Annotated in this window: 22 protein-coding genes and 2 tRNA genes; 20 read left to right on the top strand and 4 right to left on the bottom strand. The window is 63.1% G+C overall.

Annotation, left to right across the window (positions count from 1 at the left end; translation table 11 throughout):
• Positions 1-20: 20 nt before the first annotated feature.
• The 3 genes from rnc to Q7S96_03170 all read left to right on the top strand — a co-directional run bounded on the left by rnc (position 21) and on the right by Q7S96_03170 (position 899).
• Positions 21-716, top strand: a complete 696-nt coding sequence (gene rnc / locus Q7S96_03180; GenBank protein MDO8463248.1) for a ribonuclease III — start codon at positions 21-23, stop codon at positions 714-716.
• Positions 717-719: 3 nt separating this feature from the next.
• Positions 720-791 (top strand) — tRNA-Arg (locus Q7S96_03175).
• Positions 792-824: 33 nt separating this feature from the next.
• Positions 825-899: transfer RNA gene (locus Q7S96_03170), tRNA-Lys, on the top strand.
• Between the two features lie 61 nt (positions 900-960).
• On the opposite strand, the gene Q7S96_03165 is transcribed toward Q7S96_03170, so the two are convergent.
• From Q7S96_03165 to rny, 3 genes are all read right to left on the bottom strand, one after another.
• Positions 961-1,332, bottom strand: a complete 372-nt coding sequence (locus Q7S96_03165) for an HU family DNA-binding protein (GenBank protein MDO8463247.1) — start codon at positions 1,330-1,332, stop codon at positions 961-963.
• A 15-nt stretch (positions 1,333-1,347) separates the two neighbouring features.
• Positions 1,348-2,136, bottom strand: coding sequence for a TIGR00282 family metallophosphoesterase (locus Q7S96_03160; GenBank protein ID MDO8463246.1), 789 nt, complete (start codon positions 2,134-2,136; stop codon positions 1,348-1,350).
• Positions 2,137-2,226: 90 nt separating this feature from the next.
• Positions 2,227-3,759 (bottom strand): ribonuclease Y, encoded by a 1,533-nt coding sequence (rny, locus tag Q7S96_03155; protein MDO8463245.1) that lies wholly within the window; start codon positions 3,757-3,759, stop codon positions 2,227-2,229.
• A 423-nt stretch (positions 3,760-4,182) separates the two neighbouring features.
• On the opposite strand from rny, the gene infB reads away from it, so the two are divergent.
• From infB to Q7S96_03120, 7 genes are all read left to right on the top strand, one after another.
• Positions 4,183-6,189: a translation initiation factor IF-2 gene (infB, locus tag Q7S96_03150; protein MDO8463244.1), complete on the top strand. Its 2,007-nt coding sequence runs from the start codon at positions 4,183-4,185 to the stop codon at positions 6,187-6,189.
• A 7-nt stretch (positions 6,190-6,196) separates the two neighbouring features.
• Positions 6,197-7,204, top strand: coding sequence for an FAD-dependent oxidoreductase (locus Q7S96_03145; GenBank protein MDO8463243.1), 1,008 nt, complete (start codon positions 6,197-6,199; stop codon positions 7,202-7,204).
• 120 nt (positions 7,205-7,324) lie between these two features.
• Positions 7,325-7,849, top strand: a complete 525-nt coding sequence (locus tag Q7S96_03140; protein ID MDO8463242.1) for a hypothetical protein — start codon at positions 7,325-7,327, stop codon at positions 7,847-7,849.
• On the top strand, positions 7,846-8,064 hold the full coding sequence (locus Q7S96_03135; protein MDO8463241.1) for a hypothetical protein: 219 nt from the start codon (positions 7,846-7,848) through the stop codon (positions 8,062-8,064). The genes Q7S96_03140 and Q7S96_03135 overlap by 4 nt, the downstream gene beginning before the upstream one ends.
• The gene (locus tag Q7S96_03130; GenBank protein ID MDO8463240.1) at positions 8,061-8,678 is read left to right on the top strand and encodes a 4Fe-4S single cluster domain-containing protein; all 618 of its coding nucleotides are present in this window, start codon (positions 8,061-8,063) and stop codon (positions 8,676-8,678) included. Before Q7S96_03135 ends, Q7S96_03130 begins: the two co-directional genes overlap by 4 nt.
• Positions 8,679-8,788: 110 nt before the next feature.
• On the top strand, positions 8,789-9,553 hold the full coding sequence (locus tag Q7S96_03125) for a hypothetical protein (protein ID MDO8463239.1): 765 nt from the start codon (positions 8,789-8,791) through the stop codon (positions 9,551-9,553).
• Positions 9,554-9,702: 149 nt separating this feature from the next.
• A complete protein-coding gene (locus Q7S96_03120) occupies positions 9,703-12,375 on the top strand; it encodes an ATP-binding protein (GenBank protein MDO8463238.1) in 2,673 nt (890 codons plus the stop codon).
• A gap of 145 nt (positions 12,376-12,520) precedes the next feature.
• Here the strand turns inward: Q7S96_03120 and Q7S96_03115 are convergent, their stop codons facing one another.
• Positions 12,521-12,916, bottom strand: a complete 396-nt coding sequence (locus tag Q7S96_03115; GenBank protein ID MDO8463237.1) for a hypothetical protein — start codon at positions 12,914-12,916, stop codon at positions 12,521-12,523.
• A gap of 79 nt (positions 12,917-12,995) precedes the next feature.
• Between Q7S96_03115 and Q7S96_03110 the strand changes: the two genes are divergently transcribed.
• The 10 genes from Q7S96_03110 to Q7S96_03065 all read left to right on the top strand — a co-directional run bounded on the left by Q7S96_03110 (position 12,996) and on the right by Q7S96_03065 (position 23,094).
• Positions 12,996-14,294 (top strand): Glu/Leu/Phe/Val dehydrogenase, encoded by a 1,299-nt coding sequence (locus tag Q7S96_03110; protein MDO8463236.1) that lies wholly within the window; start codon positions 12,996-12,998, stop codon positions 14,292-14,294.
• A gap of 99 nt (positions 14,295-14,393) precedes the next feature.
• Complete coding sequence (locus Q7S96_03105) at positions 14,394-15,017, top strand: hypothetical protein (GenBank protein ID MDO8463235.1); 624 nt, start codon at positions 14,394-14,396, stop codon at positions 15,015-15,017.
• A gap of 86 nt (positions 15,018-15,103) precedes the next feature.
• Positions 15,104-17,671, top strand: a complete 2,568-nt coding sequence (gene leuS, locus Q7S96_03100; protein ID MDO8463234.1) for a leucine--tRNA ligase — start codon at positions 15,104-15,106, stop codon at positions 17,669-17,671.
• Between the two features lie 53 nt (positions 17,672-17,724).
• Complete coding sequence (locus Q7S96_03095; GenBank protein ID MDO8463233.1) at positions 17,725-18,258, top strand: dTDP-4-dehydrorhamnose 3,5-epimerase family protein; 534 nt, start codon at positions 17,725-17,727, stop codon at positions 18,256-18,258.
• Positions 18,259-18,318: 60 nt separating this feature from the next.
• Complete coding sequence (locus tag Q7S96_03090) at positions 18,319-19,386, top strand: ATP citrate lyase citrate-binding domain-containing protein (protein ID MDO8463232.1); 1,068 nt, start codon at positions 18,319-18,321, stop codon at positions 19,384-19,386.
• A gap of 9 nt (positions 19,387-19,395) precedes the next feature.
• Entirely contained in the window at positions 19,396-20,349 is a 954-nt protein-coding gene (locus Q7S96_03085) for a succinate--CoA ligase subunit alpha (GenBank protein ID MDO8463231.1), read from the top strand.
• Between the two features lie 39 nt (positions 20,350-20,388).
• On the top strand, positions 20,389-20,733 hold the full coding sequence (locus tag Q7S96_03080) for a hypothetical protein (protein MDO8463230.1): 345 nt from the start codon (positions 20,389-20,391) through the stop codon (positions 20,731-20,733).
• On the top strand, positions 20,705-21,148 hold the full coding sequence (locus Q7S96_03075; protein MDO8463229.1) for a GtrA family protein: 444 nt from the start codon (positions 20,705-20,707) through the stop codon (positions 21,146-21,148). The genes Q7S96_03080 and Q7S96_03075 overlap by 29 nt, the downstream gene beginning before the upstream one ends.
• A 76-nt stretch (positions 21,149-21,224) precedes the next feature.
• Positions 21,225-22,055, top strand: a complete 831-nt coding sequence (locus Q7S96_03070) for a bifunctional 5,10-methylenetetrahydrofolate dehydrogenase/5,10-methenyltetrahydrofolate cyclohydrolase (GenBank protein MDO8463228.1) — start codon at positions 21,225-21,227, stop codon at positions 22,053-22,055.
• Between the two features lie 70 nt (positions 22,056-22,125).
• Positions 22,126-23,094, top strand: a complete 969-nt coding sequence (locus Q7S96_03065) for a hypothetical protein (GenBank protein ID MDO8463227.1) — start codon at positions 22,126-22,128, stop codon at positions 23,092-23,094.
• Positions 23,095-23,169: the final 75 nt, after the last annotated feature.

Here is a 23,169-nt window from a genome sequence, read left to right as displayed (position 1 = left end):
TTTACTGTGTTGCAGGATACATGGACATTGATCTGAAGTCGATCGAGGAGAAGCTCGGGGTGACGTTCAGAGACAAGAACTTCCTCATTGAGGCACTGACGCACCGTTCGTACCTCAACGAGCACCCGGAGCACCCCACGGATCACAACGAGCGCCTCGAGTTCCTCGGGGACGCGGTCATTGAGCTCGTCGTCACGGAGGAGCTCTTTGTGCAGTACCCCAAGAAGCCGGAGGGCGAGCTCACGAACTGGCGCGCTGCACTCGTGAACGCGCACATGCTCTCGGACGTGTGTCGTGAGCTGGGCGTGGAGCCACACCTCCTCCTCTCGCGGGGCGAGAGCAAGGAGACCGGCAAGGCGCGCGCGTACATTCTCGCGAATGCGTTTGAGGCGCTCGTCGGTGCGATGTACCTCGATCAGGGGTGGGAGACGGCGAAGGACTTCCAGCACCGCGTCCTCCTCCCGAAGTTGCCGGTCATCCTGGAGACGGGTGCACACATTGATGCGAAGTCGCGTTTCCAGGAGCTCGCGCAGGAGCGCACGGGCATCACGCCGAGCTACCGCGTGCTCCGCGAGGAGGGGCCGGATCACGCGAAGAGTTTCACCGTCGGTATCTTCCTCAAGAACGAGCAGGTCGCTGTCGGCTTGGGGACTTCAAAGCAGGAAGCGCAGATGGATGCAGCCGCAAACGCGCTCATTGCGAAGGGGTGGACCTAGCTCGCGCCCGTGGTGAAATGGATATCACAGCGGCCTTCGAAGCCGTTTTTGGGGGTTCGAATCCCTCCGGGCGCATGTGTTGGATTCCATGTTTCGGTTTTCTCCCACGCGTCGCTAGCTCAATGGTAGAGCAGAGGCCTCTTAAGCCTAAGGTTCCGGGTTCGATCCCCGGGCGGCGCACCACAGAACCTCCCACATCGTTGGGAGGTTCTGTGGTGCGCTTGATTGTTCCTCATTGTGCGTCTTAGAGCGTTGCGGGTGGCGGAGTTGATGCGGGAGGTTCATCGGGAAGCTCCGCTGGCTCAGGTGCGGCGTGGCGCGATGCGCGCTCGGACGGTGTACTCCGGAGCGCATCCTTGAGCGTCTTTCCCGCGCGGAACTTCGCGACGCGCACCGGAGCGATCTGAATGCGTTGGACGGGATTCCGAGGGTTGACACCCGTGCGCCCCTTGCGGACGCGCGTGGAGAACGCACCGAATCCGGTGATGGTCACTTCGTCATCGGAACGCAGGACGTCGGTGATCGTTCCAAAGATGAGGTTGATGGTGTCTTCGGCCTGCCGTTTCGACAAACCAATCTTCGCCGCGACGACTTCAGCGAGCTGGGCTTTATTCATAGCGTATGCGGAGAACTACGAAATGGTGACTGTTCGGGCTGCGCGTTCGATGTGCGTTGCGCGTCCGGTGGCGGGGTCCACGTCTGCGACGACCGCGTTCACGATAGCCGTACCGGTCTCCGGCCACGCGAACGCGGCACCGATGCCGGTCGTGTAGCCCGGGATGACGCTCCCTACTGCCACGCCGATGACCGTGTCCCGTGCGCCGGTCATCCCAACGTCGGTGATGAACGCGGTGCCCTGCGGGAAGACGCGCTCATCTGCCGTGGGGACATGCGTGTGCGTGCCGTACACGACGCTCGCGCGTCCATCAACGTACCAGCCAAACGCACCGCGCTCCGACGTGGTCTCGCCATGGAAGTCCACGAGGACGATGGGTGCGGGGTGCTCCGCAAGAATGGTATCGAACGTACGGAAGGGATCGTCCACGAGGTTATTCATGAACACCCGTCCCAGCAAGTTTACCACGAGCACATCCGTGCCCGCAACCGAGCGGACGTACCACCCCTTGCCCGGTGCCCCCTCGGGGTAGTTTGCCGGTCGCACGATGGGGAGTTCCCCCGCGCGAATGAGCTCCACGCCCTCCGGCTTGCGCCAGATGTGGTTGCCGCCGGTCGCGATATCCACGCCCGCGGTGAACACTTCGCGGATCGTGCTCGCGGTGATGCCGAGCCCGTGCGCGAGGTTCTCGACGTTCGCGAGGATGAGGTCGGGTGCGTAGGTCGCGCGGAGCTCCGGGAGCGTCTCTGCGAGCGCCCGCCGGCCGATCTTTGCGACGACATCACCGAAGATGAGGAAACGCATACGTTAGCTGCAAGCTGCAAGCGTGAGAGAGAAATATTCGTTTTGTTTTCCAGCTTGCAGCTGTTGGCTGTCAGCTTGCGGCTTACGTATTTATCGTGCGTACTCCACCGCGCGTGACTCGCGGATGGCGGTCACCTTGATCTCGCCCGGGTACGTGAGCTCCTGCTCGATCTTCTGCGCGACGTCCTTCGCGAGCTGGTACATGCGGTAGTCGTCGGCGATTTTTGGCGAGATGAAGATGCGGATCTCGCGGCCTGCCTGGATCGCGTATGCGCGCTCGATACCCTCGAAGGAGGTCGCGACGCTCTCAAGCTCCGTGAGGCGCTTGAGGTAGTTCTCGTAGCTGTCCTTCCGCGCGCCCGGGCGCGCGCCGGACATGGCATCCGCCGACTTGATGATGCAGCCAAGCACCGTCGTGGGCTTATCCTCATGGTGGGCGATCGGCGCGTAGCATACCTCCTCCGGCATGTTGAACTTCTTGAGGATGTTGTAGCCGATCTCGATGTGCGTGCCCTGGATGTCGTGGTCCACGGCCTTGCCGATGTCGTGCATGAGCCCGCCGAGTTTCGCCTCGCGGACGTTCTGCTTGAGCTCCGCGGCCATGAGCCCGGCGAGGTTCGCCACCTCGATGGAGTGGTGGAGGACGTTCTGGCCGTAGCTCGTCCGGTACTTGAGCCGACCGAGGATCTGCGCGAGCTTGGGGTCAACGCCCGCGATGCCGAGCTCGTAGAGCGCGTCCTCGCCCGCCTTTTTGATGTCAGACGCGAGGTCCTTCTTCGCGGTCGCAACCGCTTCCTCCACGCGTGCGGGGTGGATGCGGCCGTCCTTGATGAGGTCCTCGAGTGCGCGACGTGCCACCTGCCTCCGGACGGGTGAGAAGCCGGAAATGGTGATCGTCATCGGCGTCTCATCCACGACAATCTCACACCCCGTGAGGTGCTCGATCGCCTTGATGTTGCGTCCCTCCTTGCCGATGATGCGCCCCTTCATGTCATCGGACGGGAGCTTCACCGAGGTCGTCGTGGTCTCAACGGAGTGCGACGATGCGACGCGCTGCATCGCGCTCGCGAGCTCGATGTGCGCCCTGCGTTCAATCTCTTCCGTGCTCATCGCCTCGAGCTTCCGCACGCGGCTCATGAGCGAATCCTGGACCTGTGTCTCCACGTTTGCGAGGAGGCGCAGCTCCGCGTCCGCGCGCGAGAGCTGGGCGATCTCCGCGAGTTTGCGCTCCTCCTCACCGTGCAGCACCTCGAGGCGATCCTTCGCCACGACGAGCTTCTCGCGGGCCTGGTCGAGCTTCGTCTGCTTCTCTTCGAGTTCAAGGAGCTTGCCGTCGAACTTCGTCTCGCGCTGCTCGAGACGCTGCTGGAGCTGCTGGAGTTCTTTCCGGCGCTCCGTCTCCTCGCGCTTCGCGTCGTCAATGATCTTCAACCCCTTGTCCTTCGCTTTGAGGAGGAACTCGCGCTCGCGGCGCTTTGCCTCCGCCATGATCGCCTCGGCTTTCTGCTCGGCGCCGTGCGCGCGGTGCGTTGCGGCGAGGTGCCGGTACGCATAGCCGCCGGCTGCGCCGACACCGACGAGTACGATGCCGCCGATGAGAGGAATAAATAATGCCTCGTTCATAGAATTGTGCACGAGGCGTACAACCGCTCGGGAGAGCGGGTCATCCAGGGGAGTGAGCGTGAGCGGCGTTTGCGGTCGTTCAGGCCATCGGGGGAGCGGATGCAACCACGCGAACGCTCCCGTCCATTGATGGTCGGGGAGCGTGTACCGATGTCGAGGAAGAGACAGCAATGGTGCAGGTCATGTGCCGAAAAGCTCACCGCTGGAGTACGTCTCGTGTTCCGTTATGCGGAGGGTCCCGATGCTCGGGCCTCCATGCTTGGAGCATAGCAGGAGACACACGCGCGAGCAAGTCCTTGACGTTTTCCACCTTTCCGCTATGTTGAGAGGAGATGGTCAACCTGAGACCGTAGAAAATATCCCATAGGAGGAGGGATGGAGGCCTGAAGGCCTCCACTACATCTTTTTCTACATGGTCAACCTATGAACGTCACCGAACTCGCACGACGATGTAACGTCCCGCCGCAGGAGCTGTACGAGCTGCTCCCGCGGTATGGTTTTGATATCGGTCGGCGTGCGATCAAGATTGACGACCGGCTCGCGCAACGGTTCCTCAAGCAGTGGCCACGCATCCGTCGAGAGATTCAACGGCAGCGCGAGAAAGAGCATGAGGAAGAGCTGCGCGAGAAGCGCCGCACTGCCGTGGCGGAGGGCACCGCGAAGACCGTTGCCATTCCCGCGATCATCACCGTGCGCGATTTTGCGTCGCTCCTCGGCATGACGGTCTCCGAGGTCCTCCAGGAGCTCCTGCGCAACGGCATCCTCGCGAACCTCAACGAGCCGATTGACTACGCAACCGCGGCGATCATCGCGGAAGACCTGGGGTTCAAGCCCCATCCGAAGGTGGACACGCGCATGGAAGATGCGATTGCAGAGGCAGTTGCCGATGAAACAGACGTTCCGGTGGTGAGTACGGCAGATGGGATGACGCGACCACCAGTCGTCGTGGTCATGGGGCACGTGGACCACGGGAAGACGGCGATTCTTGACCGCATCCGCTCTACACACGTCGCAGCAGGTGAAGCCGGTGGGATCACGCAGCACATTGGCGCGTATCAAACACAGTACGGTGACCGACTCGTCACGTTCATTGATACGCCCGGGCATGAGGCCTTCACGACCATGCGCTCGCGTGGTGCGCGTATCGCGGACGTCGCCATTCTCGTGGTGGCGGCGGATGACGGCGTGCAACCGCAGACGCGAGAAGCACTCAAGATTATCCAGGCGGCGAAGGTGCCGTTCGTTGTCGCCGTGAACAAGATGGACAAGCCGGACGCGAACCTCGACACGGTGAGGTCCGAGCTCGGCGCACTCGGCGTGACGCCGGAGGACTGGGGTGGGAAGACGCCGTTCGTGCCCGTGTCCGCCAAGGAGGGGACCGGCATCGAGACGCTCCTCGAGGTCATCCTCCTCGTTGCGGATATTGATGAGGCGCGGCGTCGCGTCGAGGCGGGAGGGTATGCAACGACCGTCACCGTGGAGTCGCATGTAGACAAGCAGGAGGGGCCAGTTGCGACGCTCCTCGTCCAGCGCGGGACGCTTCGCGTGGGCGATGTTCTCGCGGATGCCGGTGCGTTCGTCGGAAAGGTGCGCGCGATGACGAACTACAACGGCGATGCGATCCTCGCAGCGACACCGTCCATGCCAGCGCGCATCTTGGGGTTCAAGGTGCTTCCGGAGGTAGGCGACGTCGTGTCGGTGGCGGCCGACGCCAAGCTCCTCACGAGAACGAAGCGGCAGAAAGCGACGAAGCGCGACGCTGCGCCTTCACCGGTGACGATGCCCGCACGTGCGGAGGACGAGGGTGAGGAGCCCGCGACGATCCTACCGGTGATGATCCGCGCAGACGTGCTTGGGTCGCTCGAGGCCTTCGCGTCGGAGATTGAGAAGATCAGCACTCCCATCGCGCGCGTGCGCGTGATCGCGAAGGGACTGGGGACGATTACGGAGAATGACGTGAAGCAGGCCGCGGCGGTCTCGGCGGTGATCTTTGGGTTCGGCGTGCGCGCGCCCGACCACATCGAAACACTCGCGCGCGAGGAGAAGGTCTCAGTCGTCACGCACAAGGTCATCTACGAGCTCCTCAAGGAGGTGCGCCGTGCGCTTGAGGCGCGGCTCCCGGAAGAGCGTATCGTCGAGGAACTCGGGCAGCTCAAGGTCCTCGCGCTCTTCCGTGCGTCCGAGCACTGGCAGATTCTCGGCGGGCGGGTCGAGCGCGGTGCGATCATCATGGACCCTACCGTGCAGATCATCCGCGACCGCGATGGTGCCGAGGGCACGCTCCAGGCGCTCCAATCCGGCAGGGAGGATGTCCGCGAGGTCGTGGAGAGTCAGGAGTGCGGCGTGAAGGTGAAGGGGATCGTGGACACGGAAGTGGGCGACGTGCTGAAGTTCATCCGCGTGACGGTGAAGAAGAAGAAACTGGGATAAACGCAGAATGACGAACGTAAAACGCAAAATGCAGGAGCATCTCGATGTCGTGGTCGTCGGTGCTGGTCCGGCCGGCCTCGCGGCGGCGATGTTCGCGGCGCGGCGCGGTCTCACGACGCAGATCATCTCGAAGGACATCGGCGGACAGCTCGCACTCACCGAGTGGATTGAGAACTACCCGGGTGTTGATCGCATTGGCGGTCGTGCGCTTGTCGATCGGATGCTCATGCAGGCGAAGCGCGACGGCGCACGGGTGCTCCTCGGCGAGGTGACAGGGATCCAGCGGAGTACCGCGGGGTTCGTCGTGTCGCTCCGCCAAGGTGCACCGCTCGAGACGAAAGCCATCATTCTCGCGTTCGGGCTCACGCCGAATGACCTCGGTGCAGACGGTGAGCAGGAATTCGTCGGCAAGGGCGTGTACTACTCGGCGGTTGATGACGCGCCCACGCAGGACGGCAAGGTCGTTGCGGTGGTCGGTGGCGGGAGCTCGGCGGTCACCGCCGCGCTCGCGCTCGCACCGCGTGCGGCGAAGGTGTACCTCATCCATCGTCGCGCGGCGTTCAGCGCGGAGCGGCCGCTCCTCGATCGGCTCGCTGAGATGACGGGCGTTGAGCAGCTCACCGCGCGGAAGGTGGTCGAGGTGCGCGGCGATGGGCGTGTCGCGCAAGTCATGCTCGCTCCGACCGATCCAAAGACCGGCGAGCCGGTTGCGGGCGACCTCCGCGTGCTCGACGTGGACTCCGTCTTCGTGCAGATCGGTTTCCGCGCGCACACGACGTGGCTCTCGGACATCGTCACCTTGAACACGAAGCGCGAGGTAGTCATCACGCGCGATTGCGAGACGAGCACGCCCGGTGTGTTCGCAGCCGGCGACCTCTGCGACATTGCGTACAAGCAAGCCGCGGTATCGGTGGGTGAGGGCGTGAAAGCCGCGTTCCAGGTGTTCAAGTACCTCCAGACGCACGCGGGCAAACCGGCCGTGATGATTGACTGGGACACGTCGGAGAAACGGTAGGCAGCATCACGGTATGATGGTGGCGAGTGCTATTTGACACACCCGTTTTTTTTGTGTATGGTGCAGGGCTGGGGGTCCCCCCGGTTGTTCATTGGAGAACTGAGCGGAAAGGGAGGTAGCATGTCGTTGCATTTCATTGCACGCCAGCGCGTGCTCGACGGTGTGTCGGCTTCACTGCAGGAGATCATCGCGAAGTACGCGGCACAGCGTCCGGCAGTCGGCCGTTTGCTGCACCGCGTTGCATGGAACGATATTGTGCGTGAGGCAGCCGCAGAAGCCGTGCATCAGCTCGCCGAGGAGCTCAGGTGCGCGACTGCCGCCACCTTCTCGCGTCCGCATGACTTTTGGAGCGGGGAGTGGCATCCGCCGGTCGGCGATGTCATCGGTGTCCTCACGCTCTCCGGCGATCGTCAGCTCGGCATCGTGCAGCGGGAGAACGGCACGATGCAACTCCACGGTGTTGCTCCGAAAGACCATGCGGGCGATCTCACGGAGATGGAAGATCGCCTGCGCGAGGCGTACCGCGTCGCGTTCGTGCGGCGCGCGATGCGCATCCTCGGCGCATACCTCCGTGGAACGAGTACGGAGGAGCAGGCATCGGACGGCTCGGTGCGCTTCACCGTCAAGGTGGGAGGTGGCGTATGAGCGACGAAGTCATCCGTGTCACATTGCTTCCCGACGGAACGACGCGCGTGGACATCAACATGCCGGATGGGAGCACCGAGTGCGATGATGCCGCAGCGTTGCTCCGCGCGATACTCGAGATCGGCGGCGTTCGCCTCACGGACGAGCGCGTGGAGGACCCGCCGGCGGTGCCGAACGGTGTGCGACACGGCGTGAAGATCGGAGGTGGCACATGAGTGCGTTCTGCTCCGTCGGTCGCTTCCAAGAGGCAACCCGCGCCATGGGGCCCGGGTTGCGCGCGTGCCTCTGGATGCGCGGTTGTCCGTTTCGATGTCGCGGGTGCGCCACGCCGGAGCTCCAAGCGTTCGCGCGTGACGGGCGTGGGTCGGAACAGCACACCGTCGCGCAGGTCAGTGCGTGGATTGATCGTGCGAAGGCAGAGCACGGCATTGACGGCGTGTCCTTCTCCGGTGGTGATCCGTTCGCGCAGGCACCAGCACTCGTCGAGATCGCGCGCCATGCGCGAGTGCGAGGTCTCTCCACGCTCGCGTGGTCGGGCTATACACTCCGTGAGCTTCGCAGCGAGCATGCACCAGTTGGCGCCCAAGCACTTCTGGAGCAACTCGACGTGCTCATTGACGGACGGTTCGTCCAACGTCTCGCAGCAGGCGATCCGCTCCGTGGCTCGAGCAACCAGCGCATGCATCTGCTCACCGGCCGCCACACACTGGACGAGTTCCTGCACACGGAAGTCGAAGTGGTAGTGGCACCCGACGGTACTCTCGTTACTGGTGTGACGGACTACGAGCTCGTTCGTGTGGTGCTCGATCTTGCAGACGCAACGCTGTAGTTCCCCGCGGCGCGCTCTTCCCGCGCGCCATCTTTCGGCTCCGAGGCGGCGGGGAGGCCGATGCCTCATTGTTCCTTCACCAACCAACCCCCCACGAAAGGAGCTCCCCCATGCCCCCGCAGAAGCAGGTGATCAACACCGATCCGAAGCACCCGGCCATCGCCCGCGAGATCGCGCGCGCCGTCGCGCACATGCGCGGCCTCCGCGCCGGTCCCATGGCACAAGCCCGCAGGGACTGGTGGGTGCAGTACCTAACGCCAGTCCTCGCCCTCCTGCCAGCGAGCGCGCTCGCAGACCTTCTCCCCCCGAACATCACGGACGAGGAGTACGAGCAACGCACCGCAGGCACGTTCTGCACGGATGAGCACCCCGCGAGGCACCGCGCCCCGCAAACGCTCATCCTCCAGACACCGAGCTCCCTGTACACGAGCAAGGCGAGTCCCTCCCTCGCCTACGACCGCTTCATGGCAGCCGTGGGGCAGCGCGATCACTGGACGGCAAAAGATGGAGACCCCAACCGCGCGCAGATCGTATGGGAGGATGTCGCCTTCCCCCGCTGGTCATGGGTGGAAACCCCTGACGCATGCCCACGCACCGGCACCTCCTGGAACGACCTCACCGCCCTGCCCGGATTCCGTATGCCCTCCCTCGAGGAGTACACCCTCTCCTGGCACGCGACCCGCCACGAGCACAACCGCATGTTCGATGTTCCCACCTGGTGTTTGCTCCGCACCCGCTTCGGCCCTCGTGCCTCTGGTGCTCTCCGCGCGGACGGGGCCGCCGGTCGCGTGTGCGTGCGCGGGTGGGATGCTGCCGATCTCGGTTCCTCCTCCGTTGGCTGGGGTTCGCGCGCCTCGGACCCAGTCAAACCATGAGATTTGTACTTTGATACTTTGATCCCCCATCCTTTCAGAAGGGTGGGGGATTCTCTTGTGTGTTTGTTTGACAGCTACGCGCTCCAGTGCTATGGTGCAGCGTCGGGATGTCCCGACGATTCTTTGGACAACTCACGAGAGGAGGAGCCATGCACTGGCTTCAGGCGTTGGACGAAGCGCGTCAGCGTGGCGTGCACGCGTTTCTGTTCACGGGCGGGATTGGGGATGGATTTCCCATCCATGCAGGAGACCAGCCGGTGGACGCGCTCGCGGCGTTCGAGGAAGTGCTCTTCGCGCATCTCACTGCGGATGACGATAGCGTGCTCTGCTGGGTGTACGATGCGGCGCGCGGGTTCACATTCCCGCACGATGTCCATGAGGAGCGTTTTCGGGCACTGCTCGATGCGAGCGGTGGCGGTGCGTCGCCAGCCAATGATGCGACTGCAGCGGCGGAGCGCGTCGCGGCCGATGCGGCCGCGCTCCCGCGCAGCCCGCTCTCCGCGACCTTAGCCATGCGCGATGTCTTCGTATCCGCCGCACGCAGTGACGCGCCAAAGCGGTGCATCGCGCTCCTCCCCGCGCTTGACGTGGTGCTGCCGGCCGAGTCCGGCGCTGCCGCGCTGCCGGAGCGTCGCGCCGCCGCACTCGCGCTCCTCCAGCTGTTGTCCATGGATCGGTTTCGGCGCGCCGGGCACCTCATCGCGTGCGCTGCGCCAACTGCCGCATCCGTGGATGAGCTTCTCCGCAGGCCGGATGGGCCGCTGACGACCATCGCCATCGGCAGACCCACGGAAGAGGAGCGTTGTGCGTTCGTTCGGCGGTGCTGCGGAGGTGTGGTTGATCTCCGCACGGCGGTGCATACCGCTGCGGAGGCGCTCGCAGCGCTTGAGGAGGCGGAGCGCGAGCGTGTGTTTGTCACGCTCGATCCGCTGTACGATGCGCGGCGCGCGCACGACGCAGTGCGCGAGAGGACCCTCGCCGACGATCGGACGTACCGGAAAGCCGTGACTGCGCGTGAGCGCGCCACATTGGAGCGCGACGAGGCGGAGCGGAAGCAAAACGCGGTTGCGCACCAGCGACGTCATACACTCGACGCAGCAATCGCAACGATCGAGCGCACGCTCACCGCTCCGGACATCGCGTGCGTACCGATGAGCGCGACGGTTTGGAAGCAGCTCGGTGTGGGTGATGGCGTGCGTGTGGAGTTCGTAGAGGCGAGCGGGGTCTTCCATGTGTACACGTTCGTCGTGGCGCAGCGCGAGCGCAGTGGCGTGTATCGTTTCACGCTCCCCGGCGGGGCATCGGAGCTGTCGGCGATGCTGTACACGCACCAGAACGGTTTCATCGTCAGCACGGACCTCTACGATGCGAGTCCGCTTCCGCTCCCGGACGGACTTCGCGCAGTGCTCCGCGTGCCGAAGCGACGTTTTGCGCTTGAGGATGAGCTGCGGTCGCTCACCGAGCAGCGCAGCGCGTGCACAGACGAGGCAGACGTTGTTCCCCGCGCAGTGCGCAAGGCACAGGAGGCGTACCGAAAGGCAACGGATGCCGTGCAGCATGCGCACGGCCATGCACTCGTCCGTTGGGAGCGTGAGCGCGACCGCATCGCACAGCAGATCGCGCCGCTCGCCGCGCGCGCGGAGCATCCGGATACTCCGGAGATCCGTGCTGCTCGCGCAACACACGAGCAGGCGAATGCCGCGCTCGCGGCGGCAGAGAGCGGCGGTCAGCTCTCCACGCCGAAGATGGGCATCTCCGCCTTCGTGCGACACACCCAGGGCATGAGCTACCGCGACATCGCCGCGTTGCTCCGCGATCCAACGCTCGACGCGGCAACGATTGCCGAACGGCGCGTCGCGCTTCTCCACCGTGCGTACGGGCATCTCCTCACCATCGTGGAGCCCCGCTACGGCTTTGCCGGCCTCGCCGGCCTCGGTCACGTCAAGCGCGTGCTCATTGCTGCGCGAGACGCGATGCGCAGCGGAGACGTGAAGGCCGTACCCCAGGGCGTGCTCCTCATGGGCCCGCCGGGAACGGGCAAGACCGCGATCGCGGAGGCGTTCGCGCGGGAGTGCGACATGCTCCTCGTGAAGTTCCGAAACCTGCGGAGCATGTTCGTGGGGAACTCCGAGCAGCGCGTCGAGGAGGTCTGCCAGGCACTCCTCGACCTCGCACCGTGCATCGTCTTCCGCGATGAGACGGACCAGGAGGACAGCGGCCGCGATATGCCACAGGGCGACACCGGTGTCTCCAATCGCATCCGTCAGCGGCTCATGGAGTTCGAGGCGGACGAGCGCATTCGCGGTTGCGTGCTGTTCGTCAAGGCGACGAATCGGCCAGACCTCATGGACCCCGCGATGAAGCGCGACGGTCGCGCGGACGAGCGTATCGTCGTCATCACGGGCGACGCGGAGTACTCGGGGTTGTTCCCGGTGTACGTTGCGCGCGAGCAGTTCCCGTGCACGGTTGCGGACTTCACGCCGTTCGTGGCGCAGGTCCGCGCACGCGGGTTCTCCGGTGCGGGCATCCTCAACTGCTGCCGTCGCGCCTACCAGTTTGGTGGCGGGACCATCACCACGCAGTCGCTCGCCGACGCGATTGCCGATGCGGTGCCATCCGCGGATCGCCTGCAGGATGCCAAGATGACGCTCGCCGCCGTCGCCGCCGCGAACTCCCGTCGGTCGCTGCCGGATGACATCGAGCGGATCATCGCCGATGCACGGGCAGTGCTCCAACCGGAGACACTCCCATCTGTCGTTAATCTGCGCGAGCTCCAGGAGATCGCAGCGATCGTTGATGCAACGGAGGGACAGAAGAACTGAGTGCGTGGCACCACGAGGCCCTGGACGCGATATGCGTCCAGGGCCTTTTCCTTTGTGCGGAGCGTTGACGGGTCACCCGTTGAGGGTGATTGCGGGGATGAGCTGTTCGAGTTTCGCCCGGGTCTCCGGTGAGAGGATGTTCGCATCAACGGGAACACGACGCGTACGAGATCCTTCGGCCGAAGACGTCCTCAGGACGGCGCCAACGCGCCGTTTTTGCATCGAGGTACTGCTTCGTCACCATGTTCGCGCTCAGTGCTTGGATTTCGCCCTCCATGAGACGCATGCGGTATTTGAGGTCGGCGATGTCACCCTCTATCGTGTTGAATCGCTCATCCACTGCATCAAATCGCTCATCAACACGATCAAATCCCTCCTTCACCGCTCGGGCGAGGCCGCCGATCTGTTCGTCCATCGCTCGAGCAAGACCGCCGATCTTTTCGTCCATCGTTCGAGCGAGGCCGCCGATCTTTTCGTCCACCGCTCGGGTGAAGCCGTCGAACTTTTCGTCGAAGTATGATTTGGTGATGGGTTCCTCCATGTCTCTGGAGTATAGGTGCGGGCGTAGCGACGGTCAATGTGCATAGTGCGCATGTGGATGCGTGGTAGAATAGCATTCTATGTCTCCCTGGCACGCAGCACTCGCGCAGTTGGATCAGGCCGCCGCAGTTGTGCGGGTGCGCGAGGATGTCCTCGGAAGGTTGCGTGAGCCGGAGCGCACGATTGACGTACAGTTTTCGGTGCGGATGGATGACGGGACGACGCGTCTATTCCGTGGGTACCGCGTCCAGCACTCGTCGCTCCGTGGGCCGTACAAGGGTGGGATACGGTTTCACCCGAACGTGGACATGGACGAGGTGCGCGCGCTCGCGTTCTGGATGACGATGAAGTGCGCGGTCGTGAACATCCCGTTCGGCGGTGGGAAGGGCGGCGTGACGGTGGATTCCACGTTGCTGTCGAGCGGCGAGCTCGAGCGGCTGAGCCGCGGGTTCGTGCGCGCGCTCGGTCCGGTCATCGGCCCGCGCACGGATGTTCCGGCGCCGGACGTGCACACGAACGCGACGATCATGGGGTGGATGGTGGATGAATGGCGAAGAGTCACAAGCCGACAGCTGCAAGCCGCAAGCGCGAAGGAATGGCGCGCGACGTTCACGGGCAAGCCGATAGCGATGGGCGGCAGCGCGGGGCGGGAACAGGCGACGGGGTACGGTGGCATTGTCGTGCTGCGCGAGGCGCTTCGGCAGCGCGGGCGACGGTGGGGGGTTGGTGCGTCCCCGTCCGTGGTCGTCCAGGGTTTTGGCAACGTGGGGTACTGGGCTGCACGGAGCGCGGAAGATGCGGGGATGCGTGTCGTCGGACTCTCGGATTCGCGGGGAGGCATTGTGAGGAAGCCGACAGCTGCAAGCCGACAGCTGCAAGCCCAGGAGATGAGTGCTGCGGTCGTCATGGCGTGCAAGCGAGAACGTGGGAGCGTGGTGGACTGCGCGGCGGTGAGCGGTGGGAAGGTCGTCACGAATGCGAGTATCCTGGAGCAGGAGTGCGACGTGCTCATCCCCGCTGCGCTCGAGGGCGCGATCACCGCGGCGAACGCGCGGCGGATCAAGGCGAAGGTCGTGCTCGAACTCGCGAACGGACCCGTCACACCGGAGGCGGAAGCGATTTTGACGGAGCGTGGCATTCCCGTCATCCCAGACGTCCTCGCGAACGCGGGTGGTGTGGCGACGTCGTATTTCGAGTGGAAGCAGAACATGGACGGCGAGCACTGGAGCGAGCGCGACGTGCTCCGCAAGCTCAGCGCGAAGCTGTGCCGCGAGACGCGCGAGGTTTTTGCACGCGCGCGTGGCGCACGCACGCTCCGCATTGCCGCGTATGCGCTCGCGCTCGAGCGGATTGATCGTGCGTACCGTGCACACGGATGATCGTGCTGTGGTACAATGGAAGCGATGTGGGTAACCGTAACCATCATGTCGAGTCGCGCAGCGACGTGCTGCTGATTCGTCGTCATGATGCTTGATGCTATGGAAGAACAACAGGAGTATGGGATGCAGTCGTCACAGAAGGCCCCGCGCCGGCGCGTGCCAGCGAAGCGGGTGGGGGCGTTTGGCACTGCGTCGGTTATGAAACCGTCCGCAGCGCCTGCGTCGGTCCATGCGCTCACGCCGTGGGCGGTTGCGGTGGCAGCGGTCGTCGTGCTTGCGCTCGTGGTCTTCGGCGTGGTGTCCGTGCCCGGAGCGACGCCGCCGAGTGCCTGGAGCGCGGTGTTTCTCACGAACGGGCAGGTGTACTTTGGGCACCTGACGGAACGGACGCGCGAATCGCTCGTGCTCCGTGACGTGTACTACCTCCAGGTCTCGCCGTCACTCCAGCAGCGCGACGCCGGGCAACCGGAGCCGCCACCGAATGTCGCACTCGTGAAGCTCGGCAGCGAGCTCCATGGTCCCACGGACGAGATGCAGATCAATCGTGAGCATGTGCTCTTCACGGAGTCCCTCCGCGACAACAGCACCGTCGTTCAGGGCATCCTCGCCGCGTCGGCAGAACAGCGCGTCGCGGAGGAGCCGAACCCGTTGGAGCAGGCACCGGAAGGCACGGGAGCACCCGATGCTGCGCCGTCCGCCGCCGATGCATCCGCAGGAGAGTAAGAAAAAACAGGAACCGCGCAGTACCGCTCCGATGGACATCGGAGCGGTACTGCCATGCGCGCACACCCGTGCTACGATGCAGGGGTATGGCGAAATACGATCACGGAGCCATGGAGGAACGGTGGCAGCGCGTGTGGAACGAGCAGCGCGCGCACGCGGCCGACGATGCACGAGGCGAGGAGGAGTACCTCCTCGTCGAGTTTCCGTACCCGTCCGGCGACGGGCTCCACGTGGGGCATCTGCGCTCGTACACGGCGATGGATGTTATCGCGCGCAAGCACCGGATGGAGGGGAAGAACGTCCTCTACCCCATGGGGTGGGATGCGTTCGGTCTTCCGGCGGAGAACTACGCGATCAAGACCGGTGAGCACCCGCGCGTGACGACCGAGCGGAACATCGCGAACTTCAAGCGGCAGCTCATGGCCGCCGGCTTTTCCTTTGACTGGTCGCGCGAGGTGAACACGACCGACCCCGCGTACTACCGGTGGACGCAGTGGATTTTTCTCAAGCTCCTTGAGCGCGGCTTGGCGTACAAGGCGCGGGTGCCGATCAACTGGTGTCCCTCGTGCAAGATTGGCTTGGCGAACGAGGAGGTCGTCGGCGGACGGTGCGAGCGGTGCGGTGGCGTCGTGGACAAGCGCGAGAAGGAACAGTGGATGCTCAAGATCACCGCGTACGCCGAGCAGCTCTTGGATGGTCTTCACCACGTGGACTACATCGAAGCCGCGAAGGCGCAGCAGCGCAACTGGATCGGGCGTTCCGAGGGAGCGAACATCACGTTTTCTGTCATTGCGAGCCCCGGCGCTCTGGTCGGGGCGAAGCAATCCTGGCCATCAACAGTAAACGCCGGGATTGCCACGTCGCAGACTCCTCGCAATGACATGGTGATTTCCGTCTTCACGACGCGTCCGGACACGCTCTTTGGTGCGACGTTCCTCGTCGTGTCACCCGAGCTCGCGCAGCGGTGGATGGATGCCGGTTGGCAAGCGTCCGATGACGTGCGCGCGTACGTCGCGGCCGCGCGAAAGGTGACCGACATGGACCGCGCCGCAGATGCGCGCGAGAAGACCGGTGTTGCCGCCGGCATCACCGCCGTGAACCCCGCGAACGGCGAGGAGATTTCCGTCTGGGTCGCCGACTACGTCCTCGGTTCCTATGGCACTGGTGCCATTATGGCGGTACCCGCGCATGATGAGCGGGATTTTGGTTTTGCACAGAAGTATGGGTTGCATATCACGACGGTCATTGCGAGGAGTGAATCCGCGAGCGACGTGGCAATCCCGGCCAATGAAGAGGTCTATACCGGCGATGGCCTGCTCACGAACAGCGGAGCGTTTGACGGCATGCGCAGCGATGAGGCCCGCGCAGCGATTACGGAAGCCGTCGGCGGCACGATGACCGTGACATACAAGCTTCGCGATTGGGTGTTCTCGCGGCAGCGGTACTGGGGTGAGCCCATTCCGGTGGTGTTCTGTGCGGCGTGCGGGACGGTGCCTGTACCGGAGGATCAGCTCCCCATCTTGTTGCCCGAGGTGGAACGGTATGAGCCGACGGATACGGGGGAGTCGCCGCTTGCGAATATTGCTTCGTTCGTGAACACCAATTGTCCCCGGTGCGGTGGACCGGCGAAACGTGAGACCGATGTCATGCCGAACTGGGCGGGATCGTCGTGGTACTTCCTAGCGTATGCGATGCATGGGGAGTTGTTTCCGCGTACTCCATTGACCGGGATTGCCGCGTCGCGGACTCCTCGCAATGACAGGCAGGGACGATGGTCCCAAGAGCTCCTGCAACACTGGCTCCCCGTGGACTGGTACAACGGCGGCATGGAGCACACGACGCTCCACCTGCTCTACTCGCGATTTTGGAACCTGTTTTTGCACGACATCGGCGTTGTGCCGGTAGCGGAGCCGTATCAGAAGCGCACATCACACGGCATGATCTTGGCGGCAAACGGTGAGAAGATGTCCAAGTCGCGTGGGAACGTTGTGAATCCGGACGACATTATCGCGCAGTACGGCGCGGATGCCGTGCGTCTGTACGAGATGTTCATTGGACCTTTCGATCAGGCCGTCCCGTGGTCCACGGATGGGCTGAAGGGGTGTCGGCGGTTTTTGGAAAAGGTTTGGACGTATGCAACCGGACCAATTCAACACGTCGTTGAGGAAGTGTCAGAAAAAACATTGAAGCGTGCACTCCATAAGACGATGAAGAAGGTGAGTGAGGATATTGAGGCAATGCGGTTCAATACGGCGATTGCCGCGATGATGGAATTCATGAACTTGGTTGCGCGCGATCCGCGAGAGTTTGCTGCGGATGGTTCACCGATACGCTCGGATTTTCTGCGTCTCCTCGCGCCGTTCGCGCCGCATCTCGCCGAGGAACTGTGGGAGAAGCTCGGGAACAAAAAAAGTGTTCTTGCTCACCCTTGGCCGCACTATGACCCCACGTTGATCGTGGATGAGGAGGTGAACCTCGTCGTGCAGGTGAACGGCAAGCACCGCGCGACGATCCGTGTCCCTGCGGGTACGAGCGAGGAGGATGCGCGGGCGCGTGCGCTCGGGGAGGCGAATGTCCGCAAGCACCTCGGGGAGCGCGATCCTGTGCGCGTTGTTTTTGTGCCGGACAAGATCGTGAATTTCATTAGGGAGTAATGTGGCGGGGACGGGAGATGTGGTGTGCGACCATGTTTATCCGCGAAACACGTATGTTCGATCCACACATAGAAGCACAACTCACCAAACAGCACTACGGTCCCAGTGAGAGGATCGTCGGTGTGGAGATGCTGGAGCTCAAGGAATTTGCAGATGACGGGGGGTCGTTCCTTGAGCTTGGTCGTCTGGATGCTGGCATGCTCCAGTGTGCTGCAAACGCGGAGATCCGACAGGTGAATTACTCAACGATCGTTCCGGGCGCAGTGAAAGCGACGCATCTCCATCGGAAGCAGACGGATTTTTGGTTTGTGCCATCTGCTGATCGGCTCCTCGTGGGTCTCAAGGACCTCCGGACGGGATCCCCCACGCAGGGTATGCAGATGCGGTTTGTGCTTGGCGCCGCGCGTCCGCGCATGGTCCGCATTCCGCCCGGTGTTGCGCACGGGGTGGCCAATCCGTATGAGCGACCGATGTCGCTCATCTACTTCGTCACCGAACAGTTCGATCCAGAGTCGGATACTGGTGATGAGTACCGACTTCCTCCAGATATTTTCGGACCGATGTTCTGGGACATCCAGGCCGGATGATCCGTTCGTCCACGCGATGATTGCTCCGCGGTGGAGTGCATGGTATCGTGATACTCATCTATGGACCTCATGGAATATGAAGGAAAGCTGCTTCTGCAGCGCTACGGTATCGCGGTGCCCGATGGGGTGCTCGTGGATCGTGGCGTAGTGCCGGCCGCGCGGCGGTATCCGGCGGTGATGAAGGCACAGGTGCGCAGCGGTGGCCGCGGCAGGGCCGGTGGGGTCCAGGTAGCGCAGGATGTAGCATCGTTCCTGCCTGCGTTTGCGCGGTGCGTTGAAGCGGACATTGCCGGTATGCGCGCTGAGCGGGTGCTCATTGAGGACTTCGTGTCTGCGGAACGTGAGTACTACGTGAGCGCGAGCTATGATACGCGGACCCGTGGTCCCGTGCTCGCGATGAGCGTCAGCGGTGGCGTTGCGATCGAGGCCGCGACCATCGTGCCGATTACGGCAGATGCACCCATTGCGCCGACGGCGATCGCGGATGTCATGGATCGTGCGGGTGTGCCAACGGCGCACCGTGCGGTGCTCGCGGAGTGTATCGCACGGCTCTGGACGTGTTTCACCGAGGAGCGACTGCTCCTCGCAGAGATCAATCCGCTCTTCATGACACCAGATGGACGGTGTATCGCGGGCGATGCGAAGGTGATCGTTGACGATGATATCCTGCGGCCGCAGGAGCGACGCTTCCTTTCGCTGGGTGGCGATATCGCCATCATCGCGTCCGGCGGCGGTGCTTCACTCCTCAACGTTGATGCACTCATGGCACACGGCGGTCGCCCCGCGAATTACGCTGAGTACTCCGGGAATCCATCCGCCGATGTCGTGCGTGATCTCACGATACGTGTCCTTGCACAAGAAGGACTGCGCGGGTGCTGGGTTATTGGTGGGACGGCGAATTTCACCGATATCCTCGGAACGATGCAGGGGTTCCTCGATGGGTTACGCAGGATACTGCCACGGCCGACGTATCCCATCGTCGTGCGTCGCGATGGCCCGCGAAAGACGGAGGCGTTCGCCATGCTTCAGGATGCCGCGGCGCATGAAGGGTATCAGATGTATACGTTTGATTCCGCCACGCCCATGGAGGAGAGCGCGCGTATCATGTGTAAGCTCGCGTACCAATAGGAGCAGGATATGGCTATTCTCGTGCATGAACACACACGCGTGCTCGTTCAAGGCATCACGGGGAGTGAGGGGAGTCGAGCGACGAAAGAGATGCTCGCGTACGGAACCGTGGTGCTCGCAGGCGTACGGCCTGGCAAGGCGGGCGAGCGCGTCCACGGCGTACCGGTTTTTGACACGGTGATCGATGCACTTCGTGTGCATCCTGCGATCACGACATCGCTCATTGTGGTTCCGGCATCGCACGTCTACGCCGCCGCGATCGAGGCGATTGCGGCGGGCATTCCGCTCATCGTCATTATGACCGAGCACGTACCAGTTGCGGATAGCGCGCGCATCATCGCGGCATCGCGGATCGCACAGGTACGCGTCGTTGGTCCAAGTTCGGTCGGGATCATTTCACCGGGGAAGGGCAAGGTGGGTGCCATCGGTTCATCGGAGATTGCGGAGGTGTTTACGCCTGGGCGTACGGGGGTGCTCTCCAAGAGTGGTGGCATGACCGCAGAGATTGCCGTCACGCTTCGGCGAGCGGGCCTCGGTATCTCGACGGCCGTCGGTATCGGTGGCGACGTGCTCATTGGATCGGATTTCGTGGACATGCTCCGTGCATTTCGGGATGATGAAGATACGGATGCTGTCGTGCTCTTTGGTGAGATCGGCGGTGCCTACGAGGAGCTTGCAGCAGCGTATCTCGCTTCCGGTGTATGGACGAAGCCGGTCGTGGCCGTCGTTGCGGGACGTTTTACGGAGACCCTGCCGATCGGGACGACCCTCGGCCACGCGGGAGCGATCGTTGCGGCTGGTTGTGGGAGTTATCGGTCAAAAGTCGCTGCGTTCGCCGATGCCGGTGTACGCATTGCTGATCGGTTGGAAGAAATTCCCATCCTCCTGCATCAGCTCACGTATGCACGTCATCTTGCCCCCAGCTTGCGCGTGCACGCTGATGGGTTGATCGTGCATGCCTGACGGTGTGCGGCGGTTGTTGCGTCTCGTGTGAGAGAACCTATGGATATTCCCGTGCTGCTCCGTGTCGGCAAAGTGGTCGTTGGTGTCCTCCTCACGTTCGTGCTGCCGGGTGTTGCACTTTCGTACATTGCGTTTCCTTTCCACGATCGGTTCAGCGAGTCGAGCCATCGCGGTATGGATTGGATTGAACGCGCAACACTCACCGTGCTCGGATCAATACTGGTGACGTCGGGAGTGGTGGCGGTTGCGGCACCACGGATCGCACGGACTGCCGGTCCGCACGCAACGCAGCAGCTCTTTGTGCTCCTCGCACTCGTGACGGTCACACTGGCATGTATTGCACTCATCGTCCACTATGCGTATCGCCGACTTGGTAAACGCTGAACTGCGCAGATCATTTATTCGCTACGCGACGATCGGCGTCAGCAATACGGCGCTGAATTTTGGTATGTACGCTGCGCTCACGCGGGGAACCACGTTCTGGCGTGCGCATTACCTCGCCGCGAACGCGCTCGCGTTCGTTGTGGCTGTCACGTGGAGTTTCTTCTGGAACAAACGATGGAGTTTTGGGAACCGCGAGCGGCGCTACGGAGTGCAGTATGCGAAATTCATACTCGTCACCGTCGTGGGTCTTGGGATCGAGCAGGGGATGCTCGCGCTTGGTGTTGCCACGCTCGGGATCCTCGACCTTCTCGCAAAGCTACTCGCGGCACCGCTCGTCGTGCTTTGGAATTTCACCATGTACCGTGTGTGGGCGTTTAAGGAGATCACTGCGCAGATTCGCACAGATCATTCGTAGGTGTCCTAAGTTGTTTGTCGCCGTATACGTGCATGTATCTGCGCACTATTTGCGAGATCGGTGCAGCGATCGCTCTATGACCGTACTTCGTGGTCAACCCGTTGCAGATGCGATACTCGCGCGCGTGCGCGCGGACGTATCGGTGTGTGTGCGACCGCCACATCTCGTGGTCGTACTCGCCACAGATCGGGAGGAGTCACGGACGTACGTGGCAAAGAAAATGAGCATGGTCGAGCAGGTCGGCATGCGCTGCACGGTGGACGCAGTACCAGAGCAATCGCGCACGACCGATGCACTCGTCGCACGGGTGCGGCGTTGGAGCGATGACGATTCGGTGGACGGCATCATCGTACAGCTCCCGCTCGTTCGTGCCATCGCCATGCACGCCGTTCTCGATGCTATTGATCCATCAAAGGATGTGGATGGACTTACCTCCGCGAATATCGCTGCAGCGTACCTCAACGAGCCGGGATTTCGCGCAGCAACCGCTGCGGCGGTACTCAGCATCCTCGATTTTTACCACATACCGATTGTCGGAGTACGCACCACGATCGTTGGGAGGTCGCGTCTTGTCGGTCTCCCGCTCGCAGGGATGCTCTTAGCCCGCGATGCGACGGTGACGATTGCACACACGAAGACGGCCGCGCTCGCCGATGCATGCCGCAACGCCGAGCTCCTCATCGTGGCCTCTGGCAAGCCCGGGATGGTGACACGCGAGATGGTTGCCGCAGGCGCAACGGTCATTGATGTCGGGTGGGCGCGCGTGAACGGGAAGGTCGTCGGTGACGTCGCGCTGGATGTCGCGGAGGTCGCAGGCGCACTCACGCCGGTCCCGGGTGGCGTGGGACCCGTCACCGTCGCCATGCTCCTCGCGCAGACCGTCCGCGCCGCGCAGGCGCGCGTTTGACGATGCGCCGCACGCAGGGTATCCTCAGCGCAAGTCCTTTGGAGGAGAGAGTACGGAGAGGAGGATTTCCATGCAGTTTCTGCGAACGTGGTGTGCGCGTACAATCGCCCTCGTCTTCATGACGAGCGTGATCGGCAGTGCTGAGGCGAAAGAACCCCGCGAGCGCACCTTCGTGGTGCCAGTCATAGCGAACGGTGCGATTGCCGGAGCGACGGCGGAGGAGCTCTCGTCTATCCTCCTCGTAACCGCGCACCTTGAGGGACAGCTTGGCGATATCGTTTCCATCACCGATGCGGAACGCCTGCTCGGCTTCTCGCCAGTCGTTGCCGTCCAAGGATGCGCAATGGATATCCTGTGCCTCGCGCAGATCGGCAGCACGCTGCGCGTGCAGTCCATCGTCATGGTCTCCATTGATCGGCTGGAGGTGACGGTGTTCCAGGCGACGCTGTTCCGCGTGCGTGTCGCGAGCTCGACGGTGAGCGACCGAGCAACCTTCGAGGTTTCCGGTGGTGCGGGAGTGCTCACGCGGGAATTCAAGCGACAGGCGGAGCAATTCTTTCGCACGATGCGCACGCAGGGAGCAGATGCGTCGGACGAGCACATCGTTCCTGCTGTCGAGGACCTCCCATCTCCGCCGAACAATGCGGTGATGACTGTCCCGCCATCTCGTCAGGACGATCCGCCACCCGCAACGGACGTGGATCATTCCGACCCTTCGCGCGCACCGTTGACACCTCCATTCCGTGACTTTGACGTGCCGGAGAAACCATCCTACGGCCTCGTGATCGCCGAGTGGTCCGGTGTCGCGCTCGGACTCGCGGGAATCGGACTCGGCGCGTGGCAGGGATGGGAGACGGTGTCTGCGCAGGAGGGATTCTCGATTGCCGCGACACAGCTCGAGGCGGTCGCGGCGAAGGAGCAGGGCGAAGCTGCCGGCGTGCGAGCGAACATCCTCTTGGGAGTTGGTGCGAGCGTTGCGATCACCGCGATCGTCCTCCTCATCATGGAAGATGAGGACACCGGTGGAGCTGCTCCATGAGGCGCGTTGCGACGCGCCTCTTCCCCGCTCAACCCCATGGCAACATGGGGTTGAGCGGGGAAGAGGAGCTCCTTC

This window comes from bacterium (assembly GCA_030647005.1).
Taxonomy (GTDB): Bacteria; Patescibacteriota; Patescibacteriia; order JACPHY01; family JACPHY01; genus JAUSKG01.
The sequence above is the reverse complement of the archived record's forward strand: the minus strand, read 5'-3'. Positions and strand labels throughout refer to the sequence as shown.

What these genes read in the sequence shown, in the direction of transcription:
- rnc (MDO8463248.1), top strand. Translation starts at nt 21, where the DNA reads ATGGACATTGATCTGAAGTCGATCGAGGAGAAGCTCGGGGTGACGTTC.
- Q7S96_03165 (MDO8463247.1), bottom strand. Translation starts at nt 1,332, where the DNA reads ATGAATAAAGCCCAGCTCGCTGAAGTCGTCGCGGCGAAGATTGGTTTG.
- Q7S96_03160 (MDO8463246.1), bottom strand. Translation starts at nt 2,136, where the DNA reads ATGCGTTTCCTCATCTTCGGTGATGTCGTCGCAAAGATCGGCCGGCGG.
- rny (MDO8463245.1), bottom strand. Translation starts at nt 3,759, where the DNA reads ATGAACGAGGCATTATTTATTCCTCTCATCGGCGGCATCGTACTCGTC.
- infB (MDO8463244.1), top strand. Translation starts at nt 4,183, where the DNA reads ATGAACGTCACCGAACTCGCACGACGATGTAACGTCCCGCCGCAGGAG.
- Q7S96_03145 (MDO8463243.1), top strand. Translation starts at nt 6,197, where the DNA reads ATGACGAACGTAAAACGCAAAATGCAGGAGCATCTCGATGTCGTGGTC.
- Q7S96_03140 (MDO8463242.1), top strand. Translation starts at nt 7,325, where the DNA reads ATGTCGTTGCATTTCATTGCACGCCAGCGCGTGCTCGACGGTGTGTCG.
- Q7S96_03135 (MDO8463241.1), top strand. Translation starts at nt 7,846, where the DNA reads ATGAGCGACGAAGTCATCCGTGTCACATTGCTTCCCGACGGAACGACG.
- Q7S96_03130 (MDO8463240.1), top strand. Translation starts at nt 8,061, where the DNA reads ATGAGTGCGTTCTGCTCCGTCGGTCGCTTCCAAGAGGCAACCCGCGCC.
- Q7S96_03125 (MDO8463239.1), top strand. Translation starts at nt 8,789, where the DNA reads ATGCCCCCGCAGAAGCAGGTGATCAACACCGATCCGAAGCACCCGGCC.
- Q7S96_03120 (MDO8463238.1), top strand. Translation starts at nt 9,703, where the DNA reads ATGCACTGGCTTCAGGCGTTGGACGAAGCGCGTCAGCGTGGCGTGCAC.
- Q7S96_03115 (MDO8463237.1), bottom strand. Translation starts at nt 12,916, where the DNA reads ATGGAGGAACCCATCACCAAATCATACTTCGACGAAAAGTTCGACGGC.
- Q7S96_03110 (MDO8463236.1), top strand. Translation starts at nt 12,996, where the DNA reads ATGTCTCCCTGGCACGCAGCACTCGCGCAGTTGGATCAGGCCGCCGCA.
- Q7S96_03105 (MDO8463235.1), top strand. Translation starts at nt 14,394, where the DNA reads ATGGAAGAACAACAGGAGTATGGGATGCAGTCGTCACAGAAGGCCCCG.
- leuS (MDO8463234.1), top strand. Translation starts at nt 15,104, where the DNA reads ATGGCGAAATACGATCACGGAGCCATGGAGGAACGGTGGCAGCGCGTG.
- Q7S96_03095 (MDO8463233.1), top strand. Translation starts at nt 17,725, where the DNA reads ATGTTCGATCCACACATAGAAGCACAACTCACCAAACAGCACTACGGT.
- Q7S96_03090 (MDO8463232.1), top strand. Translation starts at nt 18,319, where the DNA reads ATGGACCTCATGGAATATGAAGGAAAGCTGCTTCTGCAGCGCTACGGT.
- Q7S96_03085 (MDO8463231.1), top strand. Translation starts at nt 19,396, where the DNA reads ATGGCTATTCTCGTGCATGAACACACACGCGTGCTCGTTCAAGGCATC.
- Q7S96_03080 (MDO8463230.1), top strand. Translation starts at nt 20,389, where the DNA reads ATGGATATTCCCGTGCTGCTCCGTGTCGGCAAAGTGGTCGTTGGTGTC.
- Q7S96_03075 (MDO8463229.1), top strand. Translation starts at nt 20,705, where the DNA reads ATGCGTATCGCCGACTTGGTAAACGCTGAACTGCGCAGATCATTTATT.
- Q7S96_03070 (MDO8463228.1), top strand. Translation starts at nt 21,225, where the DNA reads ATGACCGTACTTCGTGGTCAACCCGTTGCAGATGCGATACTCGCGCGC.
- Q7S96_03065 (MDO8463227.1), top strand. Translation starts at nt 22,126, where the DNA reads ATGCAGTTTCTGCGAACGTGGTGTGCGCGTACAATCGCCCTCGTCTTC.